This window comes from Aeromonas sp. sia0103 (genome assembly GCF_963895295.1).
Classification (GTDB): domain Bacteria; phylum Pseudomonadota; class Gammaproteobacteria; order Enterobacterales; family Aeromonadaceae; genus Aeromonas; species Aeromonas encheleia.
The window spans coordinates 119,520-140,358 of record NZ_CAWQKG010000062.1; the positions used below are offsets into that span (position 1 = coordinate 119,520).

A 20,839-nucleotide genomic window follows, 5' to 3' on the forward strand; every position below is an offset into this window, starting at 1 on the left:
TAAAGCAGCCGCCGCTCACAATAAACCTGCCATTGCGACTGTTAAGGAAGTGTTGCAGACTGGCTGGAGTTTTTACTCGGCTTTAGCGCCAGGGATTGGGATCAGGGAATGAAACAGATGCTGAAGAAGATGGCGCTCAGTGGTATCGCCAATCTGTTCGCCGAACGGATGCCGTTCAACAAGCTGATCGGCATGCAGGTGACCCACTACGACTTCGACAAGGTGGAGCTGCGCATCAAGATGGAGGACAAACTCATCGGCAACCCCTTCCACAACATCTTGCACGGCGGCGTCACCGCCAGCCTGCTGGACGTGGCGGGTGGCATGATAGTCGCGGCCTCCTGCATCGACGAACTGGAAGACTTCTCCCCCAGCTACCTCAAGGAGCGCTTCTCCCGCCTAGGCACCATAGATCTGCGGGTCGACTATCTGCGGCCCGGCCGCGGCAACGAGTTCATCGCCACCGCCCACATCATCCGCGCCGGCAGCAAGGTGGCCGTTGCCCGCATGGAGCTGCACAACGAGGAAGGCACCCACATCGCCTTCGGCACCGGCACCTACCTGGTCGGCTAATGGCCGTTATTGCATAAAAACTGCACTTCTAAGCCGATTTTAATCATTAGAATTGTTACCCCCGCCGCCGCTCAGGGTCCATACTGAAAGTCGGGATTGTGTGCAGAGGGAGGAGTGCAGACGATGAGCGCGATGCTGGCTACCAAACCATCCAGAGCCTTGCTGACACAGATCGAGCTCCTGCTCGACGAGGTACATACGCCCGAGTGTCGCCACTGGTTGGAACAGGAGCTGGAAGGGTATTCTCTCTGTTCGCCCTTGCCTTGGTATCGCATCATAGCCTGTCGGCAACGCGGTCACTTCTTGGATCTGAAGACGGGAAAATATCTGACTTGCCACATCGGCAGTCAAACGCTAAGCCAACGCGACTTGGCCCAAGTTCAGTTCATCTATGCCCGTGAGCCCGCCGCCCATTATCTACTGCGACACGATTCCGGTATCGAACCTTGGCCAGAACAACTGCTGGAAGAGTATCAAGAGCAGTTGATCCCCGGCCATCTCTGCCTGCAAGCCTGGCATGAGCCCGTGTCTTCGTTGCGTCTACAACTGATGGAGGGAATCGAACATTTCATTAGTGAGTACCCCAAGCATGCGGCTCTGCAAACTCAGCACGGCTTCAAGGCATTGCGCCATCAACACTGGCATATCTGATTAAGCGCCCCGGGCGCAAGGAGGGCAGCATCGACAAGACCCACAACGAGATTGCCACAATCTAGAGTGCCGGAGTCAGGATCAGACTCCACCCCTGGGCCACCGAGCGGTGGCCCTTTTAATGGCCGGCGCTCGGCCCCGAGTATCTTCATCCTGCTGAAGGCATCAGGCAAACTGCAAATGCGAAAAGGCCGCTCATGGAGCGGCCTTCTCTAATCTGGTCGGTGTGAGCGCATCCGTACCTCCGGCCCCTAAGTCCCGAACAAAACCTGCACGAGTCCTGGCGTGACGACTACATCATCCCCCATTGGACGCCGCACGACCCGCATCGCCATGACGCCAATGCTTGCCTTCGGCCTAGCACCGCACATTGCCGAGCTTGCCACCAGCCACACCATCAGCATCGGGGCATCAGGGCATCAGGGCATCAGGGCATCAGGGCATCAGGGCATCAGCAGTATGCGGGGTCCAGGCCGCTACGACTAGCTAGCCGGGATCCGCCAAACCATGGCCCTGTGGGCGGAACGGGTCGGCGCTCTCTCTGCGGGTAACAAGGCAGCCCCTGCCAATGGCCAAACGAGGATAGCGGCTGACGGGAACAGCCCGTCGCAAGCGGGAAGACTTGGCTCACTGAACTAACGACGACGCAAGCCGTGGACAGAAGGGTACTGCATGACCGCAAAAATCAGGGAACACCATTCAAGGTGGCTATCACGGGAATACTGTACCCCGGAGCGCAGCGGTGTGCTGACTGGCACCACGGCCACCACCTACGCAGGTGTGGCTGACTCGCTGGTACACGGTGGACAGGGTGGGCAATGACTCGAACGCGTGCAGCAGGGTCACCGCCGGCTTTGCAGCCAAGCGCAAGTGACCTTCGCTGAGAATTCCACGTCGGCAGACATAAGAAGAGGGCCCGGCTTGCGCCGGGCCCTTCGGTTGGATGCAACGGTGTTACGCCGTTACGGTCCTGTGCACAGGTAGTTGTTGTTGTACTGATCCAGCGTCGTGCCGAGGTTGTTCGCCTCGGTCGCGAACTGGCCCTTCTTCGGATAATCGCCCGTCCCGGTGAAGTTCACCGCATAGCTAGGCGGCGGTCCATCGAGAATGGCCTGGCCCGCGACCATAGCCGTGACCGCGTTCGGGCACTGGCCGGCCCCGGCTTGCACGTTCAGCTTGGCTGCAAGCAGTTGCGCTGCCATGTTGAACGCCGGATCACTCGATTTCTGCTTGCCGGTCCCGACGTCCTGCTTGCTCAGGATGCGTACCGCTTCCTGGCAGGTATCCACGAACAGCTTGCCGATGTAGACGCCACCACCGGCAAAGGATGCCAGCGTCTGATCGAGCACGGGTTCTTGCTTGCCGTTGGATTTGGAACAGGACGCCCAGTTCCGCCAGTAGCCAATGGTCAACGCGCGGCCACCCGGGGGCTGGGTGTTGTCGATCGTGAACACCTTCGTCTCGCCCGGGCCAACCGAGAAATTGCCACAGAGAATACTGTTGTCGACATTCGGGTTGATGACCACTCCATCCGGCGGCATGAACGCATTCGGAACGAAGGTCCCGAAGTTGCTGAGCCACCCCGGCAGCATGATCTCGCAGATCTGATAGATCTGGTTCGGGACGAGCGCCGTCGTAAACGCCAGAGTGCCGCCGTTCCCGGTATTGGCCGACAAAGACTCGAGGGTCAGGCCGTTAACCGAGGGTGTGGCACCCTGCCGCAGCACGAAGATGAACGAGTAGCTACCCAGGTCGGGGAGGCCGTTCATGGTCTTGAGGACTTGCGCCCTGCCAAGCTTGCGGTTCAGGAACGAGCAAGAGAACGTCTTGCCAATATCCTCGGGGTAGTCAACCGTAAAGTCGCAGATCTGGTCCTTCGGAACCGAGTCCGGATCGGCCGAGATCAGGTCCCAACCCGTCTTGGTCGTCTCCACGACTGTGTAGGTGCCCTCGGCCAGCAGCTCCAAGTCGCCGCCCGCCCCCTGGAACATGCCGTAGCCCGCACCGGCGCCAACCACTTGCGTGCTCAGCAAGCCACCGCCCGGACCATACAGACTGAAGGTCCAGTCATAGTCGTCGTCCGAGCTTTCGAGTAGCGGCTCGGTGGTCTTCTGCACCTGCGCCAAGGCAAGGCGATCCCCTGGTTCATTCTGGAAGTCGGCAGTCGCCGCGCAATGCGTGGCAATGCCCTCCTCGAGACGGAGATCTACCGGCCTGGGGTTCGGGTACACGGCTGGATCGCGCTTGTCGACCAGATTGGCGGGCTCACCCGTGTCGCTGCCTGCGGCGAAGAACATGTTGCCCTGCTCCTCGACGTAGTAGAGATCGGGCACCAGGCCCCACGCCGTGACGGACTCTGTCGTCGCGCCACCACCGGTAAAGGTGATGACCTTCGTCTTGCTGAACGTCGGATCATCCGCGCGGGTGATGTGGAACGTCACCTCGAGTTTTTCGCCCGTATCCAGGAAGCTCGGGATGCTCTTCTGGATAGTGAGCTTGGCCTTCACCGACGAGGCGATGGGTATCTGCAATTGATCGGTCTGGGCAATGAACCCGTCCGAGGCGGACAGATAGGCGATATCGCTCAGCATGCCCGTCGTGACGCGCTTCGGATCGTCGAGGTAAACCTCCTTGTTGAAGGTGATGGAGCCACCGTCTGTCAGGCCGGTCGCCTCCCAGGTGACCACGCCGTCAGTCTGCGTATCCGCGAGGTAGCCATCCAGGAAGCCGCCAAACGACGGAGCCCCGACTGCATACATCAGGCCCACGCCGTCGATGTCCTCCACGTCCTTGATGGTCGTCGAGGCATTAGTGACCGCACCCTGCTGGATCTGCGCGTCCGCAACCGCCGTCGTCGTGCCCGGGACCGGGATGCCAGTTGCCTTATCCGTATAGGTCCCTGACACCTCGTTGTGCAGCCAGTCACCGACCTTGCCCGCCGTCGCCGCATCGAATTCCTCTGTGAATTCGGCGACCATGCCGTTGAAGCCGGCAGCGAGATCGAACGGACCCTTGTTGAAGGTGCCGAGCAAGGCTCCAGAGTTGTTCGAGCCCTTGTACAGCTTGTCCGTCAAGTCGATGGTGATGGTACGTGCGGCCGGATTCTTCGCGTTCAGCACTATGTTGACCGCAACCTTGCCGCCGATGACCTCCGCCTTGGTCCAGGTGACAGTGATCTGGACGGGAAGAGACTCTGGCGCGTCACTGCGGCAGACGTTGCCGAAGTCCAACGTATCTTCGGTTCCCTTGGAGATATTCCAGGTCTGCTCCGACCCCTGGTGCGCGGTCATCGTCTTCGAGATTTCCTGCGGCTCGATCTCCTTGACGGGGATCGAAACGTCCCGTGCGCCAGCGCCGCCCGTACCGAGGTCTTCGGCCAGGAGGTTGGCGTGCAGCGACGAGCCCGGGAACAGATGCGAACCCAGGGCCAGTCGGCCGTAGTAGTCGTAGACGCAGGTGGTGTTTTCCGCCTGTGTGACCGTGATCAGCCGGTAAATGGAGACGTCGGTTCCACCGACGCCGGGCACCTTAGGTGTTTGCGCCGTCGACTGAACGGCTTGGCAGGACGCGCTCGACTTGGCCAGGTTCAGCACCGGGGTCGACAGGATGTCATATCCGGGGCGGCTTGCATCCTCGTTGTCCAGCACCACGCCAAGGGTGTATGTCTGGTTGGCAGGGGCTGAGTTGCCGGCCTGCAGCGTGATGCGGTAAGGAACGAGGTCGAGTTCGTTCCACGTCTTGCCGAGGTTGCCGGTGGTGTAGTCAGTGTCGGGGCAAATGTAGGGACCGCCATCGGGGAAGGTGAAGCCCGCGTCTTTGCGGCATCCCTCCAAGGTGGTCTGCACCCCAACGGGGTCAGCGGCTTGCACCGGCGTCGCGCCGAGCAGCCCTAGCGTGAGCAGGGCTCCCAGCGTCGTCATCCATCGTTTATTGACTAACATATCGATGTCTCCTTTGACGTCTTTCCTTGTGTGGCCGGGTGGCGCCGATCGACACGATCACCTGCAACCGCCGGTCGTCATGACGAGACCTTGATAGCAAGCCCTGTGCCGATGGGTGTGGTGTGGAAAAACAAGGACTTACGAGCCACTGAAACGAGGGCCTGTCACAGGGATGAGACAGCTGACACGCCCGACTGGTCGTGGCTAACCGCAAGTCGTTGATAACTGAACCAACCGAGCCTGGCGCACACTGTCTCGCTATTGGTACAGCGGGTTCCGGTGCCTGAGGCGGCACCGGCCCTAGATTCGGCTTGAGAGTCTGCTCCATGCCGCTCGTCGAGCGGCCGCTGCGCGGAATCTCGAGCTGGCCAGTATCGTCGACTGGCAGACCATAGCGATCAGGCGGTCATACGGCGCCTCGCGGAATCGTCCACCTCGATGGCAGCGTCTAGGTCGATGTGGGTCGAAGCTATGATGCGGACGCCCAGTGAAAGGTCCAGCAGACCGCCGACGAGGGTCTGGCGCTGGCGAAGGCCGTGGAAGAGCAGAGTGCCTGGCGCAAGGGGATGACTGAACTGGATGCGCCTGACCACCCCGAGGGATGTACCGTTGCATGAGGGGGAATGCACTGAGAGAGGGAGGGCAATGAAGAGGCTATCCAGAAGAAATGCCCCACAGAACCGGGGTATATCAAATGCGAAAAAGCCGCTCATGGAGCGGCCTTTTCTAATGTGGTCGGTGTGAGAGGATTCGAACCTCCGACCCCTTCGTCCCGAACGAAGTGCGCTACCAAGCTGCGCTACACACCGATGTCTGCGGGGCGAGAATTTACCGAAAGCCCCGACATGACACAAGCCTTTTTTTGTTTCTGATGAAAAAAAGCCGCTTTCCGCTCAACAATGCAGCGCTTTGCGCAAAACGTGGCAAGCGGCGCCACATGAGCGTGGTGTCATACCCCTTTCGTCGGCAGCTGGAATTCGACCGGCCCCAGCAGCCGCTTTCGCCAATCGGCCACCACCCCGTGCTCCAGCCAGTGGGCCGCATGCTGGCGCCAGTTAGGGGAGAGGGCCGGATTGTCCAGCAACAGCTGCAGCTCCCCCTCGTTGCGGACCTGGTTGAACAGGATGTCGGCGGTGCGCTTCACCGTCAGCTCGGGATAGGGCCGGTCGACCAGCAACAGCTCCTCGTCCTGGGCAACCCACCCCTCCTCCAGCACCCTGAGCAACCAGCCGCAGCGGCCGTTGAGTTGCATCACCTGCGAGAGGTGCGGATAGCCAAAACGCTGGTTCAGCTTGAAACAGGGGGATCTCGGTTGGCTTACCTGAACAAGCGCCTCGCCGAGCCGGTAGACATCGCCGATGCAGGCCTGCGCCTCGGTCAGGCCGAGGCCGGAGAGGTTCTCGCCAAAGGCCGCCGGTTGCCAGGGGGTACGGGGTGCGGGCAAACCCAGCGCGGTTTGCCAGGTCTGCCACCAGGGATAGTGATCGGCGGGATAGTAATGCAGCGCCCTGTCCGGGCCACCGTGATGACGCTGGTCGCTCTGTTCATCACCGTCCAGACCCGAGAAGCTGCACCACAGGGGTCGGTCCGCTGCTTGCTTGTGGATGGCCGATACCAGGCCGGGAACCAGTTCGGCGTTCAACTCGGCACTCTGGCCGATAAAGAGGGAGATCCGCATTCTGTCCTCCTGCTGGATGAGAGAATGCGGATCTTAGGGGCTGTCGATGCTTTGGCGCAAGCCGCGTTGCTGCATCAAATGACGTCAGGCGACTGCCTGCATCTGGGTGGTCATTGCAATCTCGGCACGACGGCGTTTCTCCGCCTTGGCCATCAGATACCAGCTGCCGAAGGTAAACAGCGACACCGACAGCAGGATCAGGCTGGCCACCGCGTTGATCTCGGGTTTCACTCCGAGTCGCACCGCCGAGAACACCTCCATCGGCAGGGTGGTGGAGCCCGGGCCTGAGACGAAGCTCGCCAGCACCAGATCATCCAGCGACAGGGCGAACGACATCATGCCGCCCGCCGCCAGCGAAGGCGCAATCATCGGGATGGTGATCAGGAAGAACACCTTCCAGGGCTTGGCCCCCAGATCCATGGCCGCCTCCTCGATGGAGAGATCCAGCTCCCGCAGCCGGGCCGACACCACTATCGCCACATAGGCGGTACAGAAGGTGGTGTGGGCTATCCAGATGGTCAGCATGCCCCGCTCGGCCGGCCAGCCAATCAGCTGGGCCATGGCCACGAACAGCAGCAGCAGCGACAGACCGGTGATCACCTCCGGCATGACCAGGGGCGCCGTCACCAGGCCACCGAACAGGGTCCGGCCACGGAAGTGCGGTATCCGGGTCAGCACGAAGGCGGCCGTGGTCCCCAGCGCCACCGCGGCGATGGCGGTGTAGCAGGCGATCTCCAGGGAGCGCAGCACCGAGCCTATCAGCTGCTTGTTCTCGAGCAGGCCGAAGTACCACTTCAGCGACCAGCCTCCCCACACCGTCACCAGCTTGGAGGCGTTGAAGGAGTAGATCACCATGATGACCATGGGCAGGTAGATGAACAGCAGCCCCAGCCACAGCATCAGCTTGGCAAAACCGAAGCGCTTCATACTTTCCCCTCCAATTCCTTGGCCTGGTTACGGTTGAACAGAATGATCGGCACGATCAGCACCGCCAGCATCACCACCGCCAGGGCGGAGGCCACCGGCCAGTCGCGGTTGTTGAAGAACTCCTGCCACAGCACCTTGCCGATCATCAGGGTCTCGGGGCCGCCGAGCAGCTCGGGGATGACGAACTCGCCCACCACGGGAATGAACACCAGCATGCAGCCGGCGATGATGCCGTTCTTGGAGAGCGGCACCGTGATCCGCCAGAACCGGGTCAGGTTGCGGGCACCGAGATCCGAGGCCGCCTCCAGCAGGCTCTGATCATGTTTGACCAGGTTGGCGTAGAGCGGCAGCACCATGAACGGCAGGTAGGAGTAAACGATGCCGATATAGACCGCCAGGTTGGTGTTGAGGATCTGCACCGGCTCGTCGACCAGGCCGATGCCCATCAGCAGGCTGTTGAGCAGGCCGTTGTTGCTGAGGATCCCCATCCAGGCGTAGACCCGGATCAGGATTGCGGTCCAGGTCGGCATCATGATGAGCAGCAGCAGAACGGTCTGGGTCTCCTTGTTGGCCCGGGCGATGGAATAGGCCATGGGATAACCGATCAGCAGGCAGAGAATGGTGCTGATGAGGGCCATCTTGAGGGAGCCCAGATAGGCCGCGATGTAGAGATCATCCTCCTGCAGCAGCAGGTAGTTGCCCAGGTGGAGCAGGATGGTGAGCTGGTCATCGGCCCAGCTCACCACATCGGTGTAGGGCGGGATGGCCACGTCCGCTTCGGCGAAGCTGATCTTCACCACTATGATGAAGGGCAGCAGGAAGAACAGGAACAGCCAGAAGAACGGGATGCCGATCACCAGCTGGCGCCCGCCCAGTCGCTTCAGTCGTCTCAATGCCTTCATGATTGCAACACCACGCCGCTGTCATCTTCCCAGTAGAGGAACACCTGGTCATCCCAGGTCGGCCGCTTGCCGTGGCGTTCGGCGTTGGCGATGAAAGCCTGAACGATTTTGCCCGAGGGCAGCTGGATGTGATAAACGGAGTGGCCGCCCAGATAGGCGATGTCGTAGACCAGCCCCTTGGTCCAGTTGAAGTCGGGGTGCTCCAGATCGCTCGGCTTCTGAGTGCTCATCAGCAGCTTCTCCGGCCGCAGGGCATAACTCACCTTCTTGTTCTCGGCGCGAGAGCTGATGCCGTGACCCACGTAGATGGGCTGCTCCAGATCCGCACAGGCGATGGTGGCGTGGTCCTGTTCGTCCTCCACCAGCAGGCCGTCAAACAGGTTGACGTTGCCAATGAACTCGCACACCAGCCGGCTGGCCGGGGTCTCGTAGATGTCCATCGGGCTGCCGATCTGCTCGATGCAGCCCAGGTGCATGATGGCGATCCGCTCGGCCATGGTCATGGCCTCTTCCTGATCGTGGGTCACCATGACGCAGGTCACGCCGACCCGCTCGATGATCTCCACCAGCTCGAGCTGCATCCGCGAGCGCAGCTTCTTGTCCAGCGCCCCCATGGGCTCGTCCAGCAACAGCAACTTGGGGCGCTTGGCCAGGGAACGGGCCAGAGCCACCCGCTGACGCTGGCCACCGGAGAGCTGATGGGGCTTGCGACGGGCATACTGGGTCATCTGCACCAGCTTGAGCATCTCCTCGACCTGGGCATCGACCTCTGCCTTGGGCAGACCATCCTGCTTGAGGCCGAAGGCGATGTTCTGCGCCACCGTCATATGGGGGAACAGGGCGTAGGACTGAAACATCATGTTGATCGGACGTTCATAGGGCGGCATGTCGGTAATGTCGACGCCATCCAGGAACAGCCGTCCCTCGGTGGGGCGCTCGAACCCAGCCAGCATCCGCAGCAGGGTCGACTTGCCGGAGCCGGAGCCACCCAGCAAGGCGAAGATCTCGCCTTTATGGATGTTGAGAGACACGTTATCGACCGCCAGCGTTTCGTCGAACTGCTTGCTTACCCGATCTATTTTGACCAGCACTTCTTTACGCTGCTGGCTGCCCTCGAGGGCTTTTTTATAGGCACTGGAGGCTATCGCCATTACCAAACTCCCACACGTGATACCGGCCGGGGCCGATCCATAAAGACAATCTGGCGCCCCGGGGTGGGCGCCAAGGTTAGGTTCCGGACTTGATCTTGGTCCAACTCCGGGTGATCAGGCGCTGTACCGAACGGGGATGTGACTCCTGCACATACAACCGCTCCAGCACCGCCTGGGGGGGATAGACGGATTCGTCATCGCGCACCCGCTTCTCCATGTACTCTCCCGCCTTGGTGTTGGGGTTCGCATAACCCACATAGTCGCTCACCTTGGCGATCACCTGCGGCTCGAGAATATAGTTGATCAGGGCGTGTGCCTCTTTGACATTGGTGGCATCGGCCGGGATCGCCATCATGTCGAACCAGAGATTGCCGCCTTCCTTGGGGATGCTGTAGGCAATATTGATCCCCTTGCCTGCCTCGTTGGCCCGGGCCGCCGCCTGCAGGATGTCACCGGAGAAGCCGGCCGCCACGCAGATGTCGCCGTTGGCCAGATCGCCGATGTACTTGGAGGAGTGGAAGTAGGCCACATAGGGGCGCACCTTCAGCAACTGCTCCTCGGCACGCTTGAGATCGGCCGGATCATGGCTGTTGGGGTTGAGGCCGAGGTAGTTCAGCGCGGCCGGGATCATCTCATCGGCCGAATCGAGGAAGGCGACGCCACAATGAGACAGCTTCTCCATGTTGCCCGGCTCGAAGATGATCGCCCAGGAATCGATCTTGTCGACCCCCAGCACCGCCTTGACCTTGTCGACGTTGTAACCGATGCCGTTGGTACCCCACAGGTAGGGCACGGCGTACTGATGGCCGGGATCCACCTTGTCGAGCTGCTTGAGCAGCAGGGGATCCAGGTTGACCATGTTGGGCAGTTGGGCAGGATCCAGCTTCTGGAATGCCCCCGCCTGGATCTGCTTGGCCAGGAAATTGTTGGAAGGCACGACCAGATCATAACCGGTACGCCCGGTCAGCAGCTTGCCCTCTAGCGTCTCATTGGAATCGAACACGTCGTAGACGGTCTTGATCCCGGTCTTCTGCTGAAAGTCACTGAGGGTGGTCTCGCCGATATAATCGGACCAGTTGTAAAAATGAACCACAGGGGCTGCCTGGGTCAGATTTGCAAACCCCAGGGTCAGGGCCAGCGTTGCTATCTTGGTCATGTGCACTTTGATCAGTCCTCATATTGTGATTTTGCCAGTCGCGCATCCATACACGCCGTCCAACCTATTCGGGTGGTCACTACCCTCCCGGCCGAACTGCGGACCGGGAGGGGCACTCGTCACTTACTTGCCTGATTTGATCTTGGTCCAGCTGCGGGTCATCAGACGCTGCACCTTGGCCGGCAGATCCGGGAAGACGTACAGCTTCGCCAGGACCTCATCGCTCGGGTAGATACCCGGGTCGTTGCGGATCGCCTCCGAGACCAGCGGCACCGAGGCCTTGTTCCCGCTCGGATAGCTGACCGCATCCGAGATCTTGGCAATCACCTCAGGCTTCATCAGATAGTTGAGGAAGACATGGGCCTCTTCCACGTTCTTCGCATCGGCCGGGATGGCCAGCATGTCGAAGAAACTGCCTGCCCCCTCTTTCGGGATCACATAGGTCAGATTGACACCATTCTTGGCCTCGATCGCCCTGGACTTGGATTGCTGCAAGTCCCCGGAGTAACCGACCGCCACGCACAGGTTGCCGTTGGCCAGATCCGAAATGTATTTCGAAGAGTGGAAATAGGCGGTATAGGGACGGATGGAGAGGAATAACTCCTCCGCCTTCTTCAACTCATCCGGCTTCTGGCTATCCGGTTTGAAGCCCAGATATTGCAGGGCCGCCGGCAGCATTTCGGTCGGTGAGTCGAGGAAGGAGACACCGCACTCCTTCAACTTGGCCATATTTTCCGGCTTGAACACCAGATCCCAGGAGTTCACCGGCGCATCGGCACCCAGCACCGCCTTCACCTTGTCGATGTTGTAGGCGTAGCCGATGGTGCCCCACAGGTAGGGGATGGAGTACAAGTTGCCCGGGTCACTCGGCTCGAGCGCCTTGAGCAAGGTAGTGTCCAGGTTCTTCCAGTTCGACAGCTTGGCGCGGTCCAGCTTCTGGAACACCCCGGCCTTGATCTGCTTGGCCAGGAAGGGGTTGGACGGCACGACGATGTCATAGCCCGAACTCCCTGCCAGCAACTTGGCTTCCAGCACCTCGTTGCTGTCGAACACGTCATAGATGACCTTGATGCCCGTCTCTTTCTGGAAATCTTCCAGGGTATTTGGCGCGATATAGTCGCTCCAGTTGTAGACGTGCAGTACCTTGTCATCGGCCATCGCCCCAGTACTGACCATGACCAGCGCCACTGAGGCGGCCAGCATTCCCGTTTTAAAAGACATAGTCCTTGTCTCCTAAGCAAATTGTATGCGTAAGCCAACCTGCTCGGGTACAGCCTATTCCAGCAGCTTCGCAGCCGTCAGATCCAGACTGAGCCTGGCCAGTTTGACCAATTCATCTACCTGTTCCTCGGTGATCACCAAGGGGGGCGATATGATCATGGTATCGCCGACCGCCCTCATCACCAAGCCATTGTTAAAGCAGAACTCCCGACAGGTCATCCCCGCCTGCTGCTGGGCTGGGAAGCGACGCTTGGTCTGCTTGTCCTGGACTATTTCCAACGCGGCGACCAGGCCTTTACCCCGGGTTTCTCCCACCAGCGGGTGATCGGCAAGCTCGCTCCAGCGACGTTGCAAATAGGGGCCAATGCTATCATAAATTCGCTTAACTATGCTCTCCCTCTGCATAAGCTGGATGTTGGCGATGGCCACGGCGCAGGCGACCGGGTGGCCGGAATAGGTGAAGCCGTGGTTGAACTCGCCCCCCTCTTCCACCAGCACCTTGGCGACTCTGTCGCCGACCATCACGGCCCCCATCGGCAGATAGCCAGAGGTGATGCCCTTGGCCAGGCACATCAGGTCCGGCTTGATGCCAAAGTCTTCGCTGGCGAACCAGTGGCCGGTGCGACCGAAACCGCAGATCACCTCGTCGGCGATCAGCAGGATGCCGTACTTGTCACAGATGCGCTGGATCTCGGGCCAGTAGCTGTCGGGCGGGATGATGACGCCGCCGGCCCCCTGAATGGGCTCGCCGATGAAGGCGGCGACCTTGTCCACCCCCAGTTCCAGGATCTTCAGCTCCAGCTGACGGGCGCGCTCCAGCCCGAACTCATGGGCGCTCACCCCCTGCCCCTCACCGAAGTGGTAAGGCTGATCGATGTGGACTATGCCGGGGATCGGCAGCCCGCCCTGGGCGTGCATGCCTTTCATCCCACCCAGGCTGGCCCCCGCCACGGTGGAGCCGTGGTAGGCGTTGTGGCGGCTGATGATCACCTGCTTGTCCGGCTGCCCCTTGCTGGCCCAGTAGTGGCGCACCATGCGCAGCACGGTGTCGTTGCACTCTGAACCCGAGCCGGTGAAGAAGACGTGGTTGAGATGAGACGGCGTGATCTCGGCCAGCAGGGTCGCCAGCTCGGCAGCGGGCGGATGGCTGGTCTGGAAGAAGAGGTTGTAATAGGGCAGTTGCTGCATCTGTTTGGTGGCGGCGTCCACCAGCTCCTGGCGGCCGTAACCCATGTTGACGCACCACAGGCCCGCCATCCCGTCCAGGATGCGGCGCCCGTCGGAGTCTTCCAGATAGACCCCCTCGGCCTTGGTGATGATGCGGCTGCCCTTGTTGTTCAGCGCCTGAAAATCGGTAAAGGGATGCAGGTGATGGCTGGCATCCAGTTGTTGCCACTCACGAGTGGTGTGCTGCATTGCTTGCTCCTCGGTTCCTTCGATATGAGCGGGAAAGGCCGGTATCAGCCTCCATGCACTACCACCCTCGAGTGGTGTGCAACCCAGTTTGCTGCTGCTTGGTACTATCGCCATACGGGAGCGGCGGGTACTCGTCGCCCTGCACTGCCACTCATCACGAGCGGCGTGTGACCCGGTTTGTTTCTGCTTGGTGCTGTCGTCATACGGGATCGGCGGGTACTCGTCGCCCTGCACCGCCACTCATCATGCGCGGCGTGCGACCCGGTTTGTTGCTGTTTGGTGCTTTCACTCTCGGCGGGAGAGGCCGGCCTCGACCTCCCCCTGTCGGGGTTGCGTGCGCCTTGCACGCACCGACATCACACGTTCAGCAGCAGGAATTCCCGCTCCCAACGACTGATCACCCCGAAGTAGGTCTCGTATTCCTTGCGCTTGACCGCGACGAAGGCGCGGATGAAACGCTCGCCCAGCATCTCCTTGATGGGCTCGCACTGTTCCAGGTGGCTCAGCGATTCCTCCAGCGAGCGGGGCAGGCTGTAGGGCAGGTCGTAGGCGCTCGCCTTCATCTCCTGCATCGGCTCCAGCTTCTCCATCATGCCGAGGTAGCCGCAGGCCAGGGTCGCGGCCAGCGCCAGATAGGGGTTGGCATCGGCGCCGGCGAAGCGGTTCTCCACCCGACGCGCGCTGGCCTCGGAGAAGGGCACCCGCAGGCCGCAGGTACGGTTCTCCACGCCCCACTGCACGTTGCGCGGCGCACTCTCACCGAAGGTGAGGCGGCGGTAGGAGTTGACGTTCGGTGCCAGCAGCGCGGTCACGGCCGGGGTATATTTCTGCAGGCCGGCGATGAAGTGCATGAACAGCTCGGTGTTGCCGCCATTGTCCGTGCCGAACAGGTTGCGCCCCTCGGCATCCTCCAGGCTCTGGTGGATGTGCATGGCGGAGCCCGGCTCTTCACTCATGGGCTTGGCCATGAAGGTGGCGTAGATGCCGTGCTTGTGCGCCGCCTCACGCATGGTGCGCTTGAACAGGAACACCTGATCCGCCAGGTCGATGGCGTCGCCGTGCAGGAAGTTGATCTCCATCTGGGCGGCACCGGACTCGTGGATCAGGGTGTCCACCTCCAGCTCCTGCGCCTCGCAGTAGTCGTACATGTCCTCGAAGATGGGGTCGAATTCGTTGACCGCATCGATACTGAACGACTGGCGGGCAGTCTCGGGGCGGCCATTGCGACCCACGGGCGGCACCAGCGGGTAGTCGGGGTCTTCGTTGCGCTTGACCAGGTAGAATTCGAGCTCGGGGGCCACCACCGGCTTCCAGCCCTGCTTCTCATAGAATGACAGGACCCGGCGCAGCACGGAGCGCGGCGCGATGTCGATCAGCTTGCCATTGATATCGAAGCAATCGTGGATCACCTGAGCGGTGGGCTCCAGCGCCCAGGGCACGAAACGAATGGTGTTGGGATCGGGGTAGAGCTGCATGTCCCGCTCCAGCGGGTCTATCATGCTGTCGTCATCCGGATACTCGCCGGTCACCGTCTGAGTGAAGATGATCTCGGGTAGCCGCATGCCCCCCTCGCGCAGAAATTTATTGGCTGGAATGATCTTGCCTCGGGCATTGCCGGTGAAGTCCGGAAACAGGCACTCCACTTCCGTGATGCGATTACTCTCCATCCAGCCCTTGATACTGTCCATGTTAAACCCCGACTCTACGGTTGTCATTGGCAAGGGTGTCTAATATATGGAACACCCCTGTTAAAAAAATGTAATCAACAGCACCATAAAAGCCCGTGATAATGGCCTTTGTCAAGCGGTGGTGTTTAAAAAACTATAATTAATGGCCTATATAATGACCAGGCCGGCACCAAATACTAAACACCTTGTATCACCATCAGCTCACTGCAAGCCCAGTGCCAACGGCGGGCCGCTCAGGGGGCCAGGCTCCGTCAGGGCCTGTCCGAAAAGGGCCATTTTTTTGCAAGGGCGCACAGTCCTTATCCGATCTGCTTTGCATGCCTGCATTTTTTTGGTACAAGGCCCGCCCTGATTTGCACTCTCCTGCATGGATTTGGTGCAAATCGGGATACAGGGGCTTGGTCTGCAAGCAGACAGCCCCCATAAATAGGGAAAATTGGGAAACTGACTGGTAGTAAACGCTATGTGTGATTTCATGACTGAAGACCAACTGGCCTTTTACAAGGGTCAGATCGAGCGACAAATCGTCGAACTCGAAGATCGTCTCAACTCCCAAGCCAGCCAGGCCATCGCCACCGATACCAACGAGATGGCTGATGAAATTGACCGTGCCAGCATCGAGGAAGCCCGCCGTCTGGAGCTGAACCGCATCGAGCACGACAAGTTGCATCTGCGCAAGCTGAAAGGGGCGTTGAAACGCATCAATGAAGGGGAATTTGGCTACTGCGAATCCTGCGGTGACGAGATCTCCCTCAAGCGACTGCAGGCTCGTCCTGAGTCCCGTTTCTGCGTCGAATGCCAGAGCACCAAGGAATTCAACGATACCCACGTGTTCCGTCGCGTCGCCTGATTCTTCTGATAGACTCCGGGCAAGTCCCGGAATCTATCAGGAGAGCAGAGAGTGAAATGGCTCATCAATCTGTGTTTGTGCCTGCCGTTGCTGGCACAAGCACAGACTCTCACCGTCAAGGTCCCCAGCCGGCCGATCAACGACCTCGATAACGAATACCAGCTCAAGCTGCTGGAACTGGCACTCAACCACGCCGGTCAGCCGTTCAAGCTGGAGCGGGTCGAACTCAATCTCAATCAGTACAGCCTGCAGCAAGAGCTGCGCAAGGGCAAAACCATCAACGTGTTCTGGATGGGTACCTCCAGCACCCTCGAATCCGCCCTCATCCCCATCCCCATCCCGTTGTTCCGTGGCCTGGAAGGGTTGAGGATCGCCTTCATCCATCGCGATGCCCAGGAGAAGTTCAATCAGGTCGGCTCGCTGGCCGACCTCAAGCGCATGAAGGCGGCTCAGGGCGTCGGCTGGGCAGACAACAAGATCCTGGAGCTGGCGGGCATTCCGACCTACGCGGGCCGTTACAGCAACCTGTTCCGCCTCATCAACGACGGCGACAAACTCGACTTCTTCCCCCGCGGCCTGGTGGAGGTCTACGCCGAGAGCCATGAGCTGCTGGCCCAATACCCCAACCTCACCATCGAGCAACACCTGTTGCTGCGCTACCCCTTCGCCGAGTTCTTCTTCGTCAGCCCCGAGTCCCCCAAGCTGGCCAAGGCGATCCAGACCGGGTTGGAGCGCGCCTACGCCGATGGCAGCTTCATGCAGTTCTTCCGGGAGAATCCCAAGGTCCGCGAGGCCCTGGCCAGCGCGAACCTGGAGCAACGCCTGACCATTCCGCTGGTCAATCCGGACATGACCCCCTTGCTCAGGAGCATCCCGGCCCAATATTGGGAATATCCGCCCCGGCAAGGGCAGTAAAGCGCTGACGCAGGGAGACGATCTTCCGGCAGGGCAGTGACACAGCACGATCACAGCCTGTGACCCCATGAGGCCACAACAGGTCTGGTGCCCGCCAGGGAGAGGCGGGCCATGAGTTTCACTTACAGCACCAGGGAGGTGCCATGAAACGACTCGATGACTGGTTCGGCGACTATGGTCAGAGCCACCGCCACCCCACCAATGTGGCGATCCACAAGGTGGCGGTCCCCGGCATCTACCTGTGCGGGCTCGCCCTGCTCTGGTGCCTGCCGAGGGGACCCCTGCCATTCGGGCTCAACTGGGCAATACTGGCGGCCATCCCGGTGCTGCTGTTCTACCTGCGCCTGTCACGCCCGCTGTTCTGGGGCATGGCGGGGTTCACCGCCCTGGGGCTGGTGGCCTGCGCCCTGTGGCAGGGGCCCCTGCTGCTGCCGGCGCTGGTCGTGTTCGTGCTGCTCTGGATAGCCCAGTTTGTCGGCCACCGGATCGAGGGCAAGCGCCCCTCCTTCCTCGCCGACCTGCAATTCTTGCTGATCGGCCCCGCCTGGGTGCTGGCCAGTCTCTACAGTCGTTTGGGCCTGTCTTACCGATAGGCCGGGAGGAGTCTCAATGTCGTACCGTCGTCCCCTGCTGCTGCTCGTCGCCCTGCTCGCCGGCCCCGCCCTCGCGGACAAGGCCGATCCCGTCGGCGAGGTGAGCACCGCCTTCAAGCTGGTCGGCCCCAACCACAAGATCCTGGTGGAGGCGTTCGACGATCCCCGCATCGATGGCGTCGCCTGCTATCTGGCGCGCCCCAAGACCGGCGGCGTCAAGGGCGGGCTGGGGCTGGCGGAGGATCCTTCCCATGCCTCCCTCTCCTGCCACCAGATTGGCCCCATCACCCTGCCCGCCAAGTTGAAGGCGGGGGAAGAGGTGTTCGATGTCAGCACCTCGCTGGTGTTCAAGGAGCAGAAAGTGGTGCGTTTTTACGACAAAAAACGCAACGCCCTGGTCTACCTGACTTACAGCACCAAATTGGTAGATGGTTCTTACAAGAGCGCGGTGAGTGCGGTTCCCATCATGCCCTGGGGCTGATCCCCCACCATTTATCCCGTGCTCAACACCTCAAGCTGTTGTAATTTAACTACATCGATATCTGCGGAGAGCGCATCATGAAAGTCGCCGTTTTCAGTACCAAGAGCTATGACAAGGAACACTTCAATCAGGCCAACAGCCAGTACGGCTTCGAGCTGGAGTTCTTCGACGTACGGCTGGAAGCCAAGACCGCCCGCCTCGCCCACCACTTCCCCGTGGTCTGCCTGTTCGTCAACGATGACGCCGACCGGGCGGTGCTGACCGAACTGGCCGCCAACGGCACCAGGGTGATCGCCCTGCGCTGCGCCGGTTACAACAACGTGGATCTGGTCGCCGCCAAGGAGCTGGGGCTCAAGGTGGTGCGGGTGCCCGCCTACTCCCCGGAGGCGGTGGCCGAGCACGCGGTCGGCCTGATGATGACCCTCAACCGCCGCATCCATAAGGCCTACCAGCGCACCCGCGACGCCAACTTCTCGCTGGAAGGGCTGGTCGGTTTCAACATGCACGGCCGCACCGCCGGCATCGTCGGCACCGGCAAGATAGGCATCGCCACCCTGCGCATCCTCAAGGGCTTCGGCATGCGCCTGCTGGTGAGCGACCCCTATCCGAACCAGGCCGCGCTGGATCTCGGCGCCGAGTACGTGGATCTCGACACCCTGTTCCGCCAGTCCGACGTCATCAGCCTGCACTGCCCCCTGTTCAAGGAGAACTATCACCTGCTGAACAAGGAGGCCTTCGCCAAGATGAAGGACGGGGTGATGATCATCAACACCAGCCGCGGCGGCCTGCTCGACTCCAACGCCGCCATCGAGGCGCTCAAGACCGCCCGCATCGGCGCCCTGGGGCTGGACGTGTACGAGGAGGAGGAAGATCTCTTCTTCTCCGACAAGTCCAACGAGGTGATCACCGACGATGTGTTCCGCCGCCTCTCCGCCTGCCACAACGTGCTGTTCACCGGTCACCAGGCCTTCCTGACCCGGGAGGCGCTGCACGCCATCGCCGATACCACCCTCAGCAACATCCAGGCCATCGAGCAGCAGGGCCGCAGCGACAACGAGGTGGAGTAAGCATTCCGCGCATTTAGTCCGTCATTCAGGCGCGCCGGGTTGTGAGACCCGGCGCCTTCGGGTAGGCTACCAGCCCTTTTTTATGCAGGAGCCTGGCCGCCCATGTTTATCGGATTTGATTACGGTACCTCCAACTGCGCCGTTGCCGTGATGGAACAAGGCAGCCCCCGGCTGCTGACCCTGTCAGGCTCCCGCTACCTCCCCTCCACCCTGCACGCCCCCCACAGGGATGCCATCGCCGGCCTGTTGGCCGAACGGCTGACCCCTGCCCGGCAGACCGAGTACCTCAAGCTGCGCGGCCCCGTGGTGACCCGGGCCCAGGCGGTGCGGCGCCAGATGCGCGAGGAGGGGCTCATCGACGAGCTCAGCTTCGGCAATGCGGCACTGGAGCGCTACCTGGAGGAGCCGGACGACGGCTACTACATCAAGTCGCCGAAGTCCTTCCTCGGCGCCTACGGCCTCAAGGCCCCCCAGATCGCCCTGTTCGAGGACATCGTCTGCGCCATGATGCTGCGGGTCCGCGAGGAGGCGGAGCAGCAGCTCGGCCAACCGGTGCGCGGCGCCGTGATCGGCCGCCCGGTCAACTTCCAGGGGCTGGCGGGGGAGGAGAGCAACCGCCAGGCCATCGCCATCCTGACCGAGGCGGCCCGGCTGGCCGGCTTCGAGCAGGTGGAATTTCTCTATGAGCCGGTGGCGGCCGGCTTCGAGTTCGAGGCCCGCCTCAGCGAGGATGCCGTGGTGCTGGTGGTGGACATCGGCGGCGGCACCACCGACTGCTCCATGCTGCGCATGGGCCCGAGCCATCGCGATCGGCTGGATCGCAGCGGCGACCTGCTCGGCCACAGTGGCCAGCGGGTCGGTGGCAACGACTTCGACATCCGCCTGACGGTGGAGGGCATGATGCCGCTGCTCGGCATGCACGAGACCCTCAAGACCGGCAAGCCGCTGCCCCATCCGCTGTTCTGGGATGCGGCCGCCATCAACGACGTCAGCGCCCAGAGCCGCTTCTACAGCCTGGATACCGCCCGCCAGCTGCAGGACTTGCAGCTCGACAGCCAGCCCGGCAGCAAGCTGGCGCGGCTCGCCTGCCTGCGCGCCCACAAGCTGAGCCACCAGCTGGTGTGGCGCGCCGAGCAGGGCAAGATCGCGCTGTCAGACCACCAGCTCAATCAGCAATCCCTGAGCGAGCTGGAGAAGGGGCTGGAGGCGGAACTCAGCCGCGAGCAGCTGGCCAGCGCCTCGGCACCCTTGCTGGAGAAGATCGGCGAGCTGATGGATCAGGCCATTGCCGCCGCCGGCGTGCAGCCGGATCGGATCTTCGTCACCGGCGGCAGCGCCCGTTCGCCGCTGATCGCCGCCTTCATCCGCCAGAAGTTGCCCACTATCCCGCTAGAAGGGGGGGATGACTTCGGCTCGGTGGCCGCGGGGCTCGCCCGTTACGCCGAGCGGCTGTTCGCCAACTGACGAGCCCATTCGCGCTGTCCGGGCCTTAATCCGCCAGAAACTGCCGGCCATATGCGCTGGAAGGGGGAGACGTCGGCTCGGTGGCCGCGGGGCTAGCCCGTTACGCCGAGCGGCTGTTCGCCAACTGAGGCCACGCTGGGGCCCCTGCTGCCAAACTCGAGGCTC

17 protein-coding genes and 1 tRNA gene are annotated in these 20,839 nt (G+C 61.4%); 8 read left to right on the plus strand and 10 right to left on the minus strand.

What is annotated here, in order from left to right; all coding sequences use genetic code 11:
• Positions 1 to 108 precede the first annotated feature (108 nt).
• A complete protein-coding gene (locus AACW18_RS20460; protein ID WP_042654403.1) occupies positions 109 to 573 on the plus strand; it encodes a thioesterase family protein in 465 nt (154 codons plus the stop codon).
• 123 nt (positions 574 to 696) lie between these two features.
• Positions 697 to 1,224 (plus strand): AbiTii domain-containing protein, encoded by a 528-nt coding sequence (locus AACW18_RS20465; protein ID WP_042654404.1) that lies wholly within the window; start codon positions 697 to 699, stop codon positions 1,222 to 1,224.
• Positions 1,225 to 2,186: 962 nt separating this feature from the next.
• Here the strand turns inward: AACW18_RS20465 and AACW18_RS20470 are convergent.
• The 10 genes from AACW18_RS20470 to AACW18_RS20515 form a co-directional block, all read right to left on the minus strand.
• Complete coding sequence (locus AACW18_RS20470) at positions 2,187 to 5,165, minus strand: hypothetical protein (protein ID WP_218389695.1); 2,979 nt, start codon at positions 5,163 to 5,165, stop codon at positions 2,187 to 2,189.
• Between the two features lie 732 nt (positions 5,166 to 5,897).
• A tRNA-Pro gene (locus AACW18_RS20475) sits at positions 5,898 to 5,974 on the minus strand.
• Positions 5,975 to 6,114: 140 nt separating this feature from the next.
• Complete coding sequence (locus AACW18_RS20480) at positions 6,115 to 6,843, minus strand: MOSC domain-containing protein (protein WP_218389696.1); 729 nt, start codon at positions 6,841 to 6,843, stop codon at positions 6,115 to 6,117.
• A gap of 84 nt (positions 6,844 to 6,927) precedes the next feature.
• Positions 6,928 to 7,770, minus strand: coding sequence for an ABC transporter permease subunit (locus AACW18_RS20485; protein WP_042654407.1), 843 nt, complete (start codon positions 7,768 to 7,770; stop codon positions 6,928 to 6,930).
• On the minus strand, positions 7,767 to 8,672 hold the full coding sequence (locus tag AACW18_RS20490; protein ID WP_042654408.1) for an ABC transporter permease subunit: 906 nt from the start codon (positions 8,670 to 8,672) through the stop codon (positions 7,767 to 7,769). Before AACW18_RS20490 ends, AACW18_RS20485 begins: the two co-directional genes overlap by 4 nt.
• A complete protein-coding gene (gene potA, locus AACW18_RS20495; RefSeq protein WP_033129005.1) occupies positions 8,669 to 9,823 on the minus strand; it encodes a polyamine ABC transporter ATP-binding protein in 1,155 nt (384 codons plus the stop codon). The genes AACW18_RS20490 and potA overlap by 4 nt, the downstream gene beginning before the upstream one ends.
• A gap of 76 nt (positions 9,824 to 9,899) precedes the next feature.
• On the minus strand, positions 9,900 to 10,979 hold the full coding sequence (locus AACW18_RS20500) for a polyamine ABC transporter substrate-binding protein (protein ID WP_232018890.1): 1,080 nt from the start codon (positions 10,977 to 10,979) through the stop codon (positions 9,900 to 9,902).
• A 123-nt stretch (positions 10,980 to 11,102) separates the two neighbouring features.
• The gene (locus AACW18_RS20505) at positions 11,103 to 12,200 is read right to left on the minus strand and encodes an extracellular solute-binding protein (RefSeq protein WP_042644596.1); all 1,098 of its coding nucleotides are present in this window, start codon (positions 12,198 to 12,200) and stop codon (positions 11,103 to 11,105) included.
• A gap of 54 nt (positions 12,201 to 12,254) precedes the next feature.
• Positions 12,255 to 13,616, minus strand: coding sequence for an aspartate aminotransferase family protein (locus tag AACW18_RS20510; protein ID WP_218389697.1), 1,362 nt, complete (start codon positions 13,614 to 13,616; stop codon positions 12,255 to 12,257).
• 356 nt (positions 13,617 to 13,972) lie between these two features.
• A complete protein-coding gene (locus tag AACW18_RS20515; protein WP_218292058.1) occupies positions 13,973 to 15,304 on the minus strand; it encodes a glutamine synthetase family protein in 1,332 nt (443 codons plus the stop codon).
• A 463-nt stretch (positions 15,305 to 15,767) separates the two neighbouring features.
• On the opposite strand from AACW18_RS20515, the gene AACW18_RS20520 reads away from it, so the two are divergent.
• The 6 genes from AACW18_RS20520 to yegD all read left to right on the plus strand — a co-directional run bounded on the left by AACW18_RS20520 (position 15,768) and on the right by yegD (position 20,674).
• Positions 15,768 to 16,154, plus strand: coding sequence for a TraR/DksA family transcriptional regulator (locus AACW18_RS20520; protein ID WP_042654413.1), 387 nt, complete (start codon positions 15,768 to 15,770; stop codon positions 16,152 to 16,154).
• Between the two features lie 51 nt (positions 16,155 to 16,205).
• Positions 16,206 to 17,069, plus strand: a complete 864-nt coding sequence (locus AACW18_RS20525) for a hypothetical protein (protein WP_218389698.1) — start codon at positions 16,206 to 16,208, stop codon at positions 17,067 to 17,069.
• 143 nt (positions 17,070 to 17,212) lie between these two features.
• On the plus strand, positions 17,213 to 17,662 hold the full coding sequence (locus AACW18_RS20530; RefSeq protein ID WP_218389699.1) for an Mpo1 family 2-hydroxy fatty acid dioxygenase: 450 nt from the start codon (positions 17,213 to 17,215) through the stop codon (positions 17,660 to 17,662).
• A gap of 16 nt (positions 17,663 to 17,678) precedes the next feature.
• Positions 17,679 to 18,143 carry a CreA family protein gene (locus tag AACW18_RS20535; RefSeq protein ID WP_218329643.1) on the plus strand — a complete coding sequence of 155 codons (465 nt, stop codon included), beginning with the start codon at positions 17,679 to 17,681 and terminating at the stop codon, positions 18,141 to 18,143.
• A gap of 77 nt (positions 18,144 to 18,220) precedes the next feature.
• The gene (locus AACW18_RS20540) at positions 18,221 to 19,210 is read left to right on the plus strand and encodes a 2-hydroxyacid dehydrogenase (RefSeq protein ID WP_218329642.1); all 990 of its coding nucleotides are present in this window, start codon (positions 18,221 to 18,223) and stop codon (positions 19,208 to 19,210) included.
• 102 nt (positions 19,211 to 19,312) lie between these two features.
• Positions 19,313 to 20,674 (plus strand): molecular chaperone, encoded by a 1,362-nt coding sequence (yegD, locus tag AACW18_RS20545; protein WP_042654418.1) that lies wholly within the window; start codon positions 19,313 to 19,315, stop codon positions 20,672 to 20,674.
• Positions 20,675 to 20,839 lie beyond the last annotated feature (165 nt).

Excerpts from the sequence above, each read along its gene's own strand:
- AACW18_RS20460 (WP_042654403.1), top strand. The coding sequence starts at position 109 with ATGAAACAGATGCTGAAGAAGATGGCGCTCAGTGGTATCGCCAATCTG.
- AACW18_RS20465 (WP_042654404.1), top strand. The coding sequence starts at position 697 with ATGAGCGCGATGCTGGCTACCAAACCATCCAGAGCCTTGCTGACACAG.
- AACW18_RS20470 (WP_218389695.1), bottom strand. The coding sequence starts at position 5,165 with ATGTTAGTCAATAAACGATGGATGACGACGCTGGGAGCCCTGCTCACG.
- AACW18_RS20480 (WP_218389696.1), bottom strand. The coding sequence starts at position 6,843 with ATGCGGATCTCCCTCTTTATCGGCCAGAGTGCCGAGTTGAACGCCGAA.
- AACW18_RS20485 (WP_042654407.1), bottom strand. The coding sequence starts at position 7,770 with ATGAAGCGCTTCGGTTTTGCCAAGCTGATGCTGTGGCTGGGGCTGCTG.
- AACW18_RS20490 (WP_042654408.1), bottom strand. The coding sequence starts at position 8,672 with ATGAAGGCATTGAGACGACTGAAGCGACTGGGCGGGCGCCAGCTGGTG.
- potA (WP_033129005.1), bottom strand. The coding sequence starts at position 9,823 with ATGGCGATAGCCTCCAGTGCCTATAAAAAAGCCCTCGAGGGCAGCCAG.
- AACW18_RS20500 (WP_232018890.1), bottom strand. The coding sequence starts at position 10,979 with ATGACCAAGATAGCAACGCTGGCCCTGACCCTGGGGTTTGCAAATCTG.
- AACW18_RS20505 (WP_042644596.1), bottom strand. The coding sequence starts at position 12,200 with ATGTCTTTTAAAACGGGAATGCTGGCCGCCTCAGTGGCGCTGGTCATG.
- AACW18_RS20510 (WP_218389697.1), bottom strand. The coding sequence starts at position 13,616 with ATGCAGCACACCACTCGTGAGTGGCAACAACTGGATGCCAGCCATCAC.
- AACW18_RS20515 (WP_218292058.1), bottom strand. The coding sequence starts at position 15,304 with ATGGACAGTATCAAGGGCTGGATGGAGAGTAATCGCATCACGGAAGTG.
- AACW18_RS20520 (WP_042654413.1), top strand. The coding sequence starts at position 15,768 with ATGTGTGATTTCATGACTGAAGACCAACTGGCCTTTTACAAGGGTCAG.
- AACW18_RS20530 (WP_218389699.1), top strand. The coding sequence starts at position 17,213 with ATGAAACGACTCGATGACTGGTTCGGCGACTATGGTCAGAGCCACCGC.
- AACW18_RS20535 (WP_218329643.1), top strand. The coding sequence starts at position 17,679 with ATGTCGTACCGTCGTCCCCTGCTGCTGCTCGTCGCCCTGCTCGCCGGC.
- AACW18_RS20540 (WP_218329642.1), top strand. The coding sequence starts at position 18,221 with ATGAAAGTCGCCGTTTTCAGTACCAAGAGCTATGACAAGGAACACTTC.
- yegD (WP_042654418.1), top strand. The coding sequence starts at position 19,313 with ATGTTTATCGGATTTGATTACGGTACCTCCAACTGCGCCGTTGCCGTG.